This is a genomic window from Synechococcus sp. L2F, from assembly GCF_024345695.1.
Lineage (GTDB): Bacteria > Cyanobacteriota > Cyanobacteriia > PCC-6307 > Cyanobiaceae > MW101C3.
In genome coordinates this window covers 171,583-184,198 of sequence record NZ_JAGQBP010000003.1, presented here as the reverse complement: position 1 = coordinate 184,198, position 12,616 = coordinate 171,583, and the positions used below count along the sequence as shown (strand labels likewise).

Sequence of the window (12,616 nt, the reverse complement as noted above, 5' to 3'; positions counted from 1 at the left end):
GATAAACCTTTCGCCATGATTAACACAACGGAGCCAAACGGGAAATCGTGCTGATTGACTGGGGCAACCTATGGCGTCACGCTCCTCTTCGCCTTGGTCGCGCGGGAGCAGTCAGGCTGCGGTACGCCGCTCAAGGCTCCCGGTACACCACGCGACCACGTTCATCATTGCCCACATCGAGCAGATGCTCATGCAGCAGCTCTTCGATTTCGGTGCGCACGGCGTCGTGGTCGGTGCCGGCGGGCAGTGTTACAGCGAGGATCGCGTCATTGAGGGTGAAGCCAACACTGCCGGAACTGCGGGCCAGCACGAGCAACTGGCGCGCCAACGGCTCCGGACGGTTGGTGTCGGCTTTGGCGAGGGCTTCCTGCAACACCAGCGGTTGGTTGGCCTGCTCGATCATCGAGCTGATCAGCAGCGCATCAATCAGTTGGCCGATGCCGCAGAAGCCAAAGGTGAGCAGCCACAACACCCCGCTCAGCGGCTTGCGGGCGTAGAAGCGATGCAGACCGCACAGGCCGACGAAGCCGCATGCCCAGAACAGATAGCCGAGTGCCACGTGGCGTCGCTCGATCAGGGGGCTCGCCATGCTCAAAACCAGCGATGCTCACAGCGGATCCCCGATGCTATCGGGGCTCTGGCTGGGCTCCGGCCTGGCGTGGTGTCATCCGTCTCCAGGGGGCGGCGGGGGGAACAGGGCCGGTTTCTGGCGGTCCGGGGGCAGGGTCACCCCCGCCTCCCGCAAGGCTGCCGACAAACCCCACACCTTCATCACAAGGCGGTGCCAAGGGGCCATTGCCTGCATGTCGAGGGCGAGGGTTTCACTCATGGCGCCGCGCAGTGCTCGTGCCGCCATCAACTCCTGCAACGAGCGCGTAAGCATGGCATCAAAATCCCGCTGCTCCGTGGGCCCCAGCACCGTTTCCGGGCAATAGGCCAGCAGATCTTGGCCCCGCTCGAACCAACGCTGAAAATCATCCAGCAACGAATCGAGCACTTGATTGAGCAGCGGGCCAGCTCCCGCAGGCTGCGAAAACGGTGAGGAAGAGTCGGGAATCGGTGTGCTCCAGCTCATGGACAGCCTAGGAACACAGCCCGCTTTCGGCAGAGCAGCGGCTGGCGTACTGGCGCAAACTGTGGTGCGCCGGACCCACGCTTGCAGGTGCAACGCAGGATCAGCCAAGGCGGCGGCCACATCCGTGCGGGATCGCGCGGCTCCGGGCGGAGTGGCTCGGATGGGAGACCGAGGCGGGGCCTTAGGCCGTGCATGCTCTGCCGCAGTCCGGCGCTTGATTCTGTGGCTCCAGCCAACGCCGCTACAGCTTTCAACCGCGGCTGGGGAACAGAACGGGCATGGGGCCGCTTCGGCTGATCTCCCGCGTCAGCGTCACATCAGAACGATCGAAGAAAACCAGGTGTGTGCTCCATGAGGGCACATCTGTGGCAGCGCATGTGTTGTTGGCAAGCTGGATGCTGACCCAATACCATTGGTCAGAATTGCTGGATACGCCGTAGAGAACGTTCTTGTCTGAATACTGGGCAAGTTGATGATTGCCAGGTCTGTAACAGCTGCAGATCGGGATGTCGTGGATCGTTCCGGTCAAACGTAATGGTTCCCTCCGGCACCATGCTCCAATCCAGCGAAGAATAGGCTCCTACCCTGCGCAGCCGATTGTCGCTGTCAAGCATGGAGGTGGCAGCGATCGCCAGCGCGTCGGTGCCATCACGCAAAGTCCGGAGATTATTGACGCGATCCCTTACCAACAGATTGAACCTGTGGGGATGCACAGCAAGGCCATGGCCCAAGAGGGTGGTGGGATCCAGAGAATGAGAAAGCACCTGTTCCTTCTGCCTAGAACGAGTGATCCAGTAGAGGCGATTACACGAGCTCACCCCAAAGAGCAATGCATTCGCCGGCGCGGCAGCGGCCACGCCACTGACCACGGTCCCGGACGCCGCTGTGTCCCTGGATCCAGCCACCTTGTCGCTGAACCGGGTTCTCCGCATCCAGCCCTGCCTGGCAGTGCCCGCAGATTCGGTCACTCGTCCAGCAGTAGAGACACTTCTCAGGTTTTTAGCCTTCTCTCAACGTCCCACCTGAGACTGGCCTCCTAGCGCCAGGGGCTCCGAAGCGGCCGGCCAGCGGCAATCGCCGCACCCAGGGGATGGCAGCGTTCCTATCACTAGGAGGATCAACAGCCGATGCTTAGAGTTGAGGGTCTTCTGGCCCGTTGCCGTGCCTACCGCTTCCCCTGCCGCCGAGCCCGCCAGCCGCTCTGGGGAAACGGTCACCACCCCAGTGCTGCTGCCCAAAACGAGCGAAAGCCCCCAGCTGCTCAAAATTCGCCACTCGATGAGCCACGTGCTGGCCATGGCTGTCCAGAAGCTGTTTCCCCGGGCGCAGGTCACGATCGGCCCCTGGACCGAATCCGGCTTCTATTACGACTTCGACCATCCCGAACCCTTCACCGAAGCCGATCTCAAGGCGATCAAGAAGGAGATGGGCAAGATCATCGGCCGCCGCTTGCCGCTGGAGCGCATCGAGGTGAGCCGCGCTGAAGCGGAGGCGCGCATCTCGGCCCAGAACGAGCCCTACAAGCTGGAAATTCTCGCGGGCCTCATCGAGCCGATCACCCTCTACACGCTCGGCGAGGAGTGGTGGGATCTCTGCGCCGGGCCCCACGTGGCCAACACCAGCGAGTTGAATCCCAAGGCCTTCGAGCTGGAAAGCGTGGCCGGCGCCTACTGGCGCGGCGATGAGAAACGTGCCCAGCTGCAGCGCATCTATGGCACCGCCTGGGAAACAGCCGAGCAGCTGGCGGAGCACCAGCGCCGCAAGCAGGAGGCTCTGCGCCGCGATCACCGCCGGCTCGGCATCGACCTCGACCTCTTCTCCATCGAAGACGAGGCCGGTGCCGGCCTGGTGTTCTGGCATCCGCGCGGCGCCCGCATGCGGCTGCTGATCGAGGATTTCTGGCGGCAGGCGCACTTCGCCTCCGGCTACGAGCTGCTTTACACGCCCCATGTGGCCGATCTGAGCCTCTGGAAAACCTCCGGGCACCTGGATTTCTACCGGGAGAGCATGTTCGGCCCGATGGATGTGGATGAGCGGCAGTTCCAGCTCAAGCCGATGAACTGCCCCTTCCACGTGCTCACCTACGCCAACACCCTGCGCTCCTACAAGGAACTGCCGATCCGCTGGGCGGAGCTGGGCACGGTGTACCGCTACGAGCGGCCAGGGGTGATGCACGGTCTGATGCGCGTGCGCGGCTTCACCCAGGACGACGCCCACATCTTCTGTCTGCCCGAGCAGATCGGCGATGAAATCCTCGGTGTGCTCAACCTCACCGAAACCATCCTCTCCACCTTCGATTTCCAGAACTACGAGGTTCATCTCTCCACCCGGCCAGAGAAATCGATCGGGGAGGATGCTGTGTGGGAGCTGGCCACCGCCGGCCTGGTGGAGGCGCTCGATCGCAAGGGCTGGGCCTACAAGATCGATGAAGGGGGCGGCGCGTTCTACGGCCCCAAGATCGACATCAAGATCGAGGATGCGATCGGCCGGTTATGGCAATGCTCCACGATTCAGCTGGATTTCAACCTGCCCGAACGCTTCGATCTGCACTACGTGGCCGCCGATGGCCAGCGGGCGCGGCCGATCATGATTCACCGCGCCATCTTCGGCTCGCTGGAGCGCTTCTTCGGCATCCTGGTGGAAAACTACGCCGGTGATTTCCCCTTCTGGCTGGCACCGGAGCAGATCCGTCTGCTGCCGGTCACCGATGAGGTGCTGCCCTATGCCCACACCGTGCTCGCCCAGCTCAACGCCGCTGGAGTGAGAGCCACGCTGGATCGCAGCGGAGAACGGCTCGGCAAGCTGATCCGTAAGGGCGAGCAGATGAAGATTCCGCTGCTGGGCGTGATCGGCACCCAGGAAGCCGAGCAGGGCAGCGTCAACCTGCGCAGCCGCCGCAACGGTGATCTTGGCGCGGTGGCCCTGGCCGAGCTGCTGGCCGCAGCCGCCCAGGCCAACAGCGTGCGTGCGGCGGGTCTGGAGTTGCCGGTCGGCTGAGCCCTGGGCCCTGCGGCGCGTCGTCACCGGGCCTGGCAGCATCCCACCACGGCGCACCTTCCCCATGCCCATCCTGCTGGCCGGCGATATCGGCGGCACCAAAACCCTGCTCGCCACCTATGCCGTGCGGGAGGGTCAGCTGGTGCAGCTGCGCTCGGCCCGCTATGCCTCGGCCGCCTGGAGCGATTTCAGCGCCATGGTGCGTCACTTCCTGGCCGAAGGTGCCCAGGGCACAGAGACAGGTCCGCCCCGCCAGGCCTGCTTCGCGGTAGCGGGGCCGGTGCAGAACGGCCAGGTGAAGCTCACCAACCTCGCCTGGCATCTCGATGCCGGCGCCCTGGCCAAGGCCTGCGCGTTCGAGGCCGTGGAGCTGGTGAACGACTTCGCCGTGCTGATCCATGGCCTGCCCCATCTTTCGCCCGAGCAGCAGCAACCGCTGCGCGGCAACGCCCACCCGGCTGCCGCCGCTGCCACGGGGCCGGTGGCCGTGCTCGGCGCCGGCACCGGCCTGGGGGTGGCGATCGGCGTGCCCGGCCCGCACGGCCCGATCGCCCTGGCCAGCGAAGCGGCCCATGCCGCCTTTGCGCCGCGCCAGGAGCAGGAATGGCGCCTGCGCCAATGGCTGCTCAACGAGCTGGAACTGGAGCGTGTCTCGATCGAGCGGGTGGTGAGCGGCACCGGGCTCGGCCATGTGGCGCGCTGGATGCTGCGGGAGCGCGATCCGGGCGGCAGCCACCCGTTGCACGCCCCGGCCGAGGCCTGGTGGCAGGCGGAGAGGCAGGGGCTGGCGGAGCGGCCGGATCTGCCGGCCCTGGTGGCCCAGGCGGCCCTGGCCGGGGAGGCGCTCGCTGCAGCGGCGCTCGATCTCTGGCTTGGGGCCTACGGCAGCGCCGCCGGCGACCTGGCCCTGCAGACGCTCTGCAGCGGCGGCCTGTGGGTGGGCGGCGGCACGGCCGCCAAGCTGCTGCCCCAGCTGCGTTCTCCCGTCTTCCTGGAGGCCTTCGGGGCGAAGGGGCGGCTCTCGCCGGTGCTGAAGACGATTCCGCTGCGGGCGCTGGTGGATCCGGGGGCTGGCCTGTTCAGCGCCGCCTGCCGCGCCCGCACCTTGATGGGCTGAGCGCAGGGCCGGAATGGCGGGCGTGGAGCAGCGGGCCTGTATCGGCGCGCACCGGCGAATGGGACACTGAACCCATCACGGTCAGCAGGAAGGGAAGGAACGCATGGTCAGGCCCCGCATCGGGCAGGGAGTGGCGGTGGATGTCCCCGCCACCACCGCCAACCTGGGGCCGGGGTTCGATTGTCTCGGCGCCGCCCTCGATCTCAACAACCACTTCCAGCTCACCTGCATCGAGGGGGATGGTGAGCGCTTCGAGCTGATCATCGAAGGCAGCGAGGGCGCCCACCTGCGCGGCGGCCCCGACAACCTCATGTACCGCTCGGCACAGCGGGTGTGGAAAGAGGCGGGCGAACAGCCGGTGGCGCTCGAAGCGCGGGTGCGGTTGGCGGTGCCGCCGGCGCGAGGCCTGGGCAGCAGTGCCACCGCAATCGTGGCCGGCCTGATCGGCGCCAATGCGCTGGTGGGAGAACCGCTCAGCCGCGAGAAGCTGCTGGAGCTGGCGATCGACATCGAAGGCCACCCCGACAACGTGGTGCCCTCCCTGCTCGGCGGCCTCTGCATGACGGCCAAGGCGGCGTCGCACCGCTGGCGCGTTGTGCGCTGTGAATGGCATGAAGCGGTGAAGGCCGTGGTGGCGATCCCGGCGATACGGCTTTCCACCAGCGAGGCGCGCCGGGCCATGCCGCGGGTGGTGCCGATCCCCGATGCGGTGGTGAACCTCGGCTCGCTCACCCTGCTGCTGCAGGGCCTGCGCACCGGCAGCGGCGATCTGATCGCCGATGGCATGCACGACCGTCTGCATGAGCCCTACCGCTGGGGCCTGATCCAGGGCGGCCGGCAGGTGCGGGAGGCGGCGCTGAACGCAGGGGCGTGGGGGTGTGTGATCAGCGGTGCCGGTCCGACGCTGCTGGCGCTCAGCAACCGCGACCAGGCCGCAGCGGTGGGCCGGGCGATGACCCAGGCCTGGGAACGGGAAGGGGTGGCCTCGCGCTTTCAGGTGCTGGATCTGCATCTGGGCGGCAGCCGCTGGGAGCCCTTGCCCGACCGCAACTGAACCCGGAGTTCGCCACAATTCCCGCCGACGCCACGGCGGATCCCTGCTGCGATCCGTGTCCACAGCCCTGTTGAGTAGAACTACTCAGCACCGTGCGTGTAACTGATAAATTCTCCGGGTTGCACCGCCCCAGCGGCGGCCCGAACGTTCCCCTCGCAGGCTGAAATGGACGCCAATCTGCCCCTGACGGCCGCGTCCTCTCTCCCTGCAGACTTTCCCTGGCTCACGCTGATCGCCCTGATCCCGGCGGCGGGGGCCCTGTTGATGCCCCTGGTGCCCGGCGATGGCACCGATCCGCGCGCTCCCCGCACCATTGCCCTCGGGGTGCTGCTCGTCGACCTCCTGCTGATCCTTTGGGTGTTCAGCCAGCGCTTCGACAGCAGCCTCAGCGGCCTGCAACTGGTGGAGCGGGTGCCCTGGCTGCCCGCCCTCGGCCTGGAATGGTCGCTGGCCGCCGATGGCCTCTCGGCACCGCTCGTGGTGCTCAGCGGCCTGGTCACCCTGCTGGCGGTGGCCGCCAGCTGGAACCTCAACCGCAAATGCCAGCTCTATTTCGGCTTGCTGCTGCTGCAGGCCTCCGCCCAATCGCTGGTGTTCCTCTCGCAGGATTTCCTGCTCTTCTTCCTGGCCTGGGAACTGGAGCTCGTGCCGGTGTACCTGCTGATCGCCATCTGGGGCGGCGCCCAGCGCCAGTACGCGGCCACCAAGTTCATCCTCTACACGGCCACCGCCTCACTGCTGATCCTGATCAGCGGACTGGCCCTGGCCCTCGGCGGCGATGGCTTCACCCTCAACCTTCAGGAACTCAGTGAGCGCTCCTACGGCGGCAGCTTCGCCCTGCTCTGTTACCTCGGCTTCCTGATCGGCTTCGGCGTGAAGTTGCCGATGTTCCCGCTGCACACCTGGCTGCCCGATGCCCACGGCGAAGCCAACGCGCCGGTGTCGATGCTGCTGGCCGGCGTGTTGCTCAAGATGGGCGGCTACGCCCTGCTGCGCTTCAACGTGCAGATGCTTCCCGACGCCCATATGCGCCTGGCGCCGGCGTTGATCGTGCTGGGCATTGTCAACATCGTGTATGGCGCGCTCAATGCCTTCGCCCAGGACAACGTCAAACGGCGGATCGCCTGCAGCTCGGTGAGCCACATGGGCTTCGTGCTGCTCGGCATCGGCGCCATCGACACCCTCGGGCTGAGCGGGGCCATGCTGCAGATGATCAGCCACGGCTTGATCGCCGCTTCGATGTTCTTCGTCACCGGTGTGTTCTACGAGCGCACCAAAACCCTGTCGATCCCCAACATGGGCGGCCTGGCCAAGGTGCTGCCTATCACCTTCGCCTTCTTCCTGGCCAGTTCACTGGCCTCGCTGGCGTTGCCTGGAATGAGTGGCTTCATCAGTGAAATCACCGTTTTCCTGGGGGTCACCAGCAACGACAGCTTCACGATCGGCTTCCGTGTGATCACCATCATCCTGGCCGCCATCGGCCTGGTGCTCACCCCCGTCTATCTCCTGTCGATGAGCCGGCGGGTGTTCTTCGGCCCCAGGATTCCTGCCCTGGCCGTGGTGGGTGACATGAAACCCCGCGAACTGGTGATCGGCCTGGTGCTGCTGGTCCCCACCCTGGCGATCGGCTTCTGGCCCCGCCTGGCCATTGATCTCTATGGCGCCAGCACCAACGCCCTGGCCGAGAAGCTCAGCGCCCACGCCCAGCTGGCCCTTGGCCGGCTTCCCGTCCTGGGCTGAGCCGCCGGCGGCTGCACCGCTGGGGTGAAATGGGTCCACACCACCCCAACGCTCCCCGGCGATGCCATCCACCCTCGAAGCTCCTGTGGCCCTGCTGGTCGGCGAGGGCCTGCCTGACTACGCAGCGATCACTCCCGAGCAGGTCAGCGCGCACATGCCCGGCCTGCTGGCCGAGCTCGATCAGCAGCTCGACCGGCTGGAAGCAGAGCTCTCGGCAGCCCTCGAGGCCGACGCTCCGCTGAATTGGCAGCAGGTGATGGGGCCGCTGCAGCGGCTGGGTGAGCGGCTGCGCTGGAGCTGGGGGGTGGTGAGCCACCTCAACGGCGTCTGCAACGGGCCGGAGCTGCGCACCGCCCATGCCGGCCAGCAGGCCGCCGTGGTGGCCTTCGGCAATCGCGTCGGCCAGAGCAGGGTGCTCTACCGGGCGCTGGAAACCCTGCAGGCCAGCAACGACCTCGATGCCACCCAGCAGCGCATCCTCGCGGCCGAACGGCGCGACATGGAGCTGCGCGGCGTGGGGCTGGAAGGCGACGCCCAGGCCGCCTTCAACGCCACCAGCCAGGAGCTGGCCGAGCTCTCCACCCGCTTCGGCAACCAACTGCTCGATGCCACCAACGGCTGGAGCCTCCTGCTCAGAGAAGCGGCCGAGGTGGAAGGGTTGCCCGAAAGCCTGCGCGGGCAGCTGGCTCAGGCGGCACGCCAGGCCGATCACCCCGAGGCCAGCGCCGCCGAGGGCCCCTGGTTGCTGGGCCTCGACATGCCCCGCTATGCCCCTTTTCTCAAATACAGCCGCCGCCGTGATCTGCGCGAGCGCCTCTACAAGGCCCATGTGAGCCGGGCCTCCGGCGAAGACGGCGGCAACGGGCCGCTGATCGAGCGGATCCTCACCCTGCGGCGCGAGCAGGCCCAGCGCCTGGGCTACGCCCACTGGGCCGATGTGAGCCTGGCCGCCAAGATGGCCGGCTCGGTGGAGGAGGTGGAGCGGCTGCTGGAGGATCTGCGTGCCGCCGCCCATCCCGTTGCCCTGCAGGAACTGGCCGAACTGCGCGCCTGTGCTGTCCGCGCCGGCGCCACTGAAGCCGAGGACCTCCAGGCCTGGGATGTGAGCTTCTGGGCGGAAGTCCGCCGGCAGGAAGCCTTCGCGCTCGACAGCGAGGCGCTGCGCCCCTGGTTCCCGCTGCCGCGCGTGCTGGATGGTCTGTTCGGCCTCTGCAACCGCCTGTTCGGCATCCGCATCAACGCCGCCGATGGCGAGGCGCCGGTGTGGAACCCCGATGTGCGCTACTTCCGCGTCGACGACGCCGGCAGCGGCGAAGCCATTGCAGCGTTCTATCTCGACCCCTACAGCCGTCCCGGCAGCAAAAGGGGCGGTGCCTGGATGGATGAATGCCTGGTGCGCAGCGTGACGGACGACGGCAGGCCGGTGCTGCCGGTGGCCTACCTCGTGTGCAACCAGAGCCCGCCGGTGGGCGACACCCCCAGCCTGATGACCTTCGAGGACGTGGAGACCCTCTTCCACGAATTCGGCCATGGTCTGCAGCACATGCTCACCACGGTGGAGCGCCCCCAGGCGGCAGGCATCAACAACGTGGAGTGGGATGCGGTGGAGCTGCCCAGCCAGTTCATGGAGAACTGGTGCTACGACCGCTCCACCCTGCTGGGCATGGCCCGCCACTGGCAGAGCGGCGAAGCCCTGCCCGAAGCAGAGTTCGCCAAGCTGCAGGCAGCCCGCACCTTCATGACCGGCGCCGCCACCCTGCGCCAGGTGCACCTGGCGCTCACCGATCTGCGCCTGCACAGCCAGTGGACCCCTGAGGACGGCCGCTCACCGGATGCACTGCGCCGTGAGATCGCTGCCACCACCACCGTGATCGCCCCGATCCCTGAAGACGCGCTGCTCTGCTCCTTCGGCCACATCTTCGCCGGCGGCTACGCAGCCGGCTACTACTCCTACAAATGGGCTGAGGTGCTCAGCGCCGATGCTTTCAGCGCCTTCGAGGATGTGGGCCTCGACAACGAGGAGGCCATCCAGGCCACCGGTCGCCGCTTCCGCGCCACGGTGCTGGGGCTGGGGGGCAGCCGCCATCCAGCCGAGGTGTTCGAATCCTTCCGCGGCCGGCAGCCCTCGCCGGAAGCGCTGATCCGGCACTCGGGCCTGGTGGCGGTGGCCTGAACCTGCCTGTTCAGGGGGCCAGCAGCACCAGCCTCAGCGCCTCCAGCGAGCGCGGGTCACTGAGGATGTGCTGGTGCAGGGTGGGCGGCAGCGGTGTGCACGGCCCCACCGGCAGCACGCCCCGCCAGGCCGGTATCACCACCTGGTCCAGAGGCGAGTAGTAGCTCTGGCACTCCACCCCCTCAAGGCCGCTGAGATCGCCGTTGAGCTCGCGCACCAGCGGGCTGCCCAGCTTCATCTCGGCGATGCCGCCCACCAGCCAGGAGGGCCACGGCTGGGCGACGATCGTGCCCTGCTGGGGGCTGCCGACGCTGATGAAACGCCGCGTGCGCTGATGGCCACCCAGCAGCTGGATCCAGGTGCGACCGATCACTCCGCCCATGGAGAAGCCGAGCAGATCAATCGGCTGATCCGGGCCGAAGGCCGCCTCGATCGCCGCTCCGAGCCGCTCCGCCAGCGGCCGCATGCGGGTGGCCCCGAGCCGGTGGGGCAGGTGGGGGATCAGCAGCGGGTCGCGGGCGCCGGCCAGCTGGCGGGTCAGCCGTGCGAACAGCCGTGGGGTGTCCCAGAGACCGTGGACGAGAACAAGGGGGGGAAGCGCCGTCATCGGGCCATCCTGATGGCCGGGGGCTCAGTGGCCGCTGGAAGCAGAAGTGGCAAGTGCAGCAGGCAGCCCCACTGGCTGGCCGATCCGCTCCGCGTGCCGCCAGCGCTCCACCGCCACGCTGCCGCTGAAGCCCGGCACAGGGGCCCGGCACTTGCGCAGCTCCAGCCGCTGCGGCACCGGGCCGTACAACCGCTCGATCGTGTTGAGCGTCTGCTCCGCAAAGGCCTCCAGGGTGAGGCAGCGCAGCTCCCGGGCCAGCCGCTGCAGGGCCTGGATCGCCACGCCGTAATCAAGGCTTAGACCCAGAGCATCGGCGCGCCCCGCCGGCGCCAGTGGCCACCAGAGGGTGAGATCCAGCTCGAACCACTGGCCCAGCAGGCGCTCCCGCTCCAGCACCCCCACATGGGCCCAGAGCCGGAGGCCCCGCACGTGGATGGCGTCCGCGCCAAAGCCTGCGGGGTGGCCGGCAGGCTCAACGATGGGTTGGCTGGGCGTGGCGCTGGCGGGTTTGCCGGGCGGGTTTGAGGCGGCAGTCACAGGGGGAGGGAGCGGTGCATGAAGCGCTGATCGCCGCGGGCGTAATCCGCCACGGTCTGGCCATGGCCGCGCAGGCGGTAGCGGTAGGTGACCAGACCCTCCAGCCCCACCGGCCCACGCGGGGGCAGGGTCTGGGTGCTGATGCCCACCTCCGCCCCGAGGCCGTAGCGGAAGCCATCGGCGAAGCGGGTGGAGCAATTGGCGAACACCCCGGCACTGTCGACGGCGCGCAGGAACTGCTCGGCTGTGGCCGGATTGGCGGTGCAGATCGCCTCGGTGTGGCGGGACCCGTAGTGGGCGATGTGGGCCAGCGCCGCCTCCAGGTCGTCGACCAGCTTCACCGCCAGGACCAGATCGGAATACTCCGTGCCCCAGTCCTCGTCGCTGGCGGGGAGCGGCACGCCGAGGGCGCAGGCGCGGGGATCACCGCGCAGCTCCACCCCCGCCGCCGCGAAGGCCGCCACCGCCGGCGGCAGGAAATCAGCAGCAATGGCGCGATGCACCAGCAGGGTTTCGATCGCGTTGCAGGCGGCGGGATACTGGATCTTGGAATCCAGGGCCACCCGCAGCGCCTCCTCGCTGTTGGCCTCCGCATCCACGTACAGGTGGCAGATGCCGTCGGCGTGGCCCAGCACCGGCAGACGGGTGTTGTCCTGGATGAAGCGCACCAGGGCATTGGAGCCGCGCGGAATGATCAGATCGACCAGGCCCTCAAGCTTGAGCAGGGCGAGGCTCTCCTCCCGGGAGGTGAGCAGATCGAGCACCTGCGGTGACACCGCACTGGCGGCCAGGCCCTGCTGCAGGGCCCTGTGGATGGCGGCGCAGCTCAGGCGGGCTTCCCGGCCCCCCTTGAGCAGGGCGCCATTGCCGGAGCGCACCGCCAGCGCTGCGATCTGCACCAGCGCATCGGGGCGCGCCTCGAAGATCACCCCCACCACCCCGAGCGGCACCGTGATCCGCTCCAGCACCAGGCCCTCATCCAGCTCCGTGTGCAACTGACGTTGGCCGAGCGGGTCGCTCAGGGCCGCCAGCTGACGCACCCCCGCCACGGCCGCCGCCAGCTTCGGGCCATCGAGCACCAGCCGTGCCGCCAGCGCCGCCGGCAGGCCATCGGCCTGTGCCGCCTGGCGGTCGGCTGCGTTGGCGGCCAGGATTTCAGCGGACGCCTGCTCCAGTGCCGCCGCCATCGCCTCCAGCGCCGCCTGGCGCTCGGCGTCACTGCTCTGGGCGAGCTGACCCGCCGCTCGCCGCACCGCCAGGGCGCGCTGCAGCAGTTCTGGGGAGGGGTCAGGAACGGGGCTGGTCATGGCCCCATC

Annotated in this window: 11 protein-coding genes; 5 read left to right on the top strand and 6 right to left on the bottom strand. The window is 67.9% G+C overall.

Translation table 11 applies throughout. The features are described 5' to 3' along the window. Positions 1-130 precede the first annotated feature (130 nt). From KBZ19_RS10030 to KBZ19_RS10020, 3 genes are all read right to left on the bottom strand, one after another. Complete coding sequence (locus KBZ19_RS10030) at positions 131-589, bottom strand: TM2 domain-containing protein (RefSeq protein ID WP_094512907.1); 459 nt, start codon at positions 587-589, stop codon at positions 131-133. A 75-nt stretch (positions 590-664) separates the two neighbouring features. After that, on the bottom strand, positions 665-1,075 hold the full coding sequence (locus KBZ19_RS10025) for a DUF2605 domain-containing protein (protein ID WP_255100837.1): 411 nt from the start codon (positions 1,073-1,075) through the stop codon (positions 665-667). 416 nt (positions 1,076-1,491) lie between these two features. After that, entirely contained in the window at positions 1,492-2,043 is a 552-nt protein-coding gene (locus tag KBZ19_RS10020) for a hypothetical protein (RefSeq protein ID WP_255100836.1), read from the bottom strand. 193 nt (positions 2,044-2,236) lie between these two features. On the opposite strand from KBZ19_RS10020, the gene thrS reads away from it, so the two are divergent. The 5 genes from thrS to KBZ19_RS09995 all read left to right on the top strand — a co-directional run bounded on the left by thrS (position 2,237) and on the right by KBZ19_RS09995 (position 10,156). After that, positions 2,237-4,072: a threonine--tRNA ligase gene (gene thrS / locus KBZ19_RS10015; RefSeq protein WP_255100835.1), complete on the top strand. Its 1,836-nt coding sequence runs from the start codon at positions 2,237-2,239 to the stop codon at positions 4,070-4,072. A gap of 64 nt (positions 4,073-4,136) precedes the next feature. Next, on the top strand, positions 4,137-5,189 hold the full coding sequence (locus KBZ19_RS10010) for a glucokinase (protein WP_094512908.1): 1,053 nt from the start codon (positions 4,137-4,139) through the stop codon (positions 5,187-5,189). Between the two features lie 103 nt (positions 5,190-5,292). After that, on the top strand, positions 5,293-6,243 hold the full coding sequence (gene thrB, locus KBZ19_RS10005) for a homoserine kinase (protein ID WP_094512909.1): 951 nt from the start codon (positions 5,293-5,295) through the stop codon (positions 6,241-6,243). Positions 6,244-6,408: 165 nt separating this feature from the next. Continuing rightward, the gene (locus KBZ19_RS10000) at positions 6,409-7,983 is read left to right on the top strand and encodes an NAD(P)H-quinone oxidoreductase subunit 4 (RefSeq protein WP_255100834.1); all 1,575 of its coding nucleotides are present in this window, start codon (positions 6,409-6,411) and stop codon (positions 7,981-7,983) included. Positions 7,984-8,044: 61 nt separating this feature from the next. Continuing rightward, entirely contained in the window at positions 8,045-10,156 is a 2,112-nt protein-coding gene (locus tag KBZ19_RS09995; RefSeq protein ID WP_255100833.1) for a M3 family metallopeptidase, read from the top strand. Between the two features lie 10 nt (positions 10,157-10,166). Here KBZ19_RS09995 and KBZ19_RS09990 read toward each other — a convergent pair whose 3' ends face one another. From KBZ19_RS09990 to KBZ19_RS09980, 3 genes are read right to left on the bottom strand one after another with little or no spacing between them, the layout of a single operon-like run. After that, complete coding sequence (locus KBZ19_RS09990) at positions 10,167-10,763, bottom strand: triacylglycerol lipase (RefSeq protein WP_255100832.1); 597 nt, start codon at positions 10,761-10,763, stop codon at positions 10,167-10,169. 24 nt (positions 10,764-10,787) lie between these two features. Beyond that, positions 10,788-11,300 (bottom strand): dihydroneopterin aldolase, encoded by a 513-nt coding sequence (locus KBZ19_RS09985; RefSeq protein ID WP_315856348.1) that lies wholly within the window; start codon positions 11,298-11,300, stop codon positions 10,788-10,790. Further along, a complete protein-coding gene (locus KBZ19_RS09980; protein WP_094512913.1) occupies positions 11,297-12,607 on the bottom strand; it encodes a glutamate-5-semialdehyde dehydrogenase in 1,311 nt (436 codons plus the stop codon). The genes KBZ19_RS09985 and KBZ19_RS09980 overlap by 4 nt, the downstream gene beginning before the upstream one ends. Between the last annotated feature and the right edge of the window lie 9 nt (positions 12,608-12,616).

Coding starts and splice junctions, on each gene's coding strand:
- KBZ19_RS10030 (WP_094512907.1), bottom strand. CDS start 589: ATGGCGAGCCCCCTGATCGAGCGACGCCACGTGGCACTCGGCTATCTG.
- KBZ19_RS10025 (WP_255100837.1), bottom strand. CDS start 1,075: ATGAGCTGGAGCACACCGATTCCCGACTCTTCCTCACCGTTTTCGCAG.
- KBZ19_RS10010 (WP_094512908.1), top strand. CDS start 4,137: ATGCCCATCCTGCTGGCCGGCGATATCGGCGGCACCAAAACCCTGCTC.
- thrB (WP_094512909.1), top strand. CDS start 5,293: ATGGTCAGGCCCCGCATCGGGCAGGGAGTGGCGGTGGATGTCCCCGCC.
- KBZ19_RS10000 (WP_255100834.1), top strand. CDS start 6,409: ATGGACGCCAATCTGCCCCTGACGGCCGCGTCCTCTCTCCCTGCAGAC.
- KBZ19_RS09995 (WP_255100833.1), top strand. CDS start 8,045: ATGCCATCCACCCTCGAAGCTCCTGTGGCCCTGCTGGTCGGCGAGGGC.
- KBZ19_RS09990 (WP_255100832.1), bottom strand. CDS start 10,763: ATGACGGCGCTTCCCCCCCTTGTTCTCGTCCACGGTCTCTGGGACACC.
- KBZ19_RS09980 (WP_094512913.1), bottom strand. CDS start 12,607: ATGACCAGCCCCGTTCCTGACCCCTCCCCAGAACTGCTGCAGCGCGCC.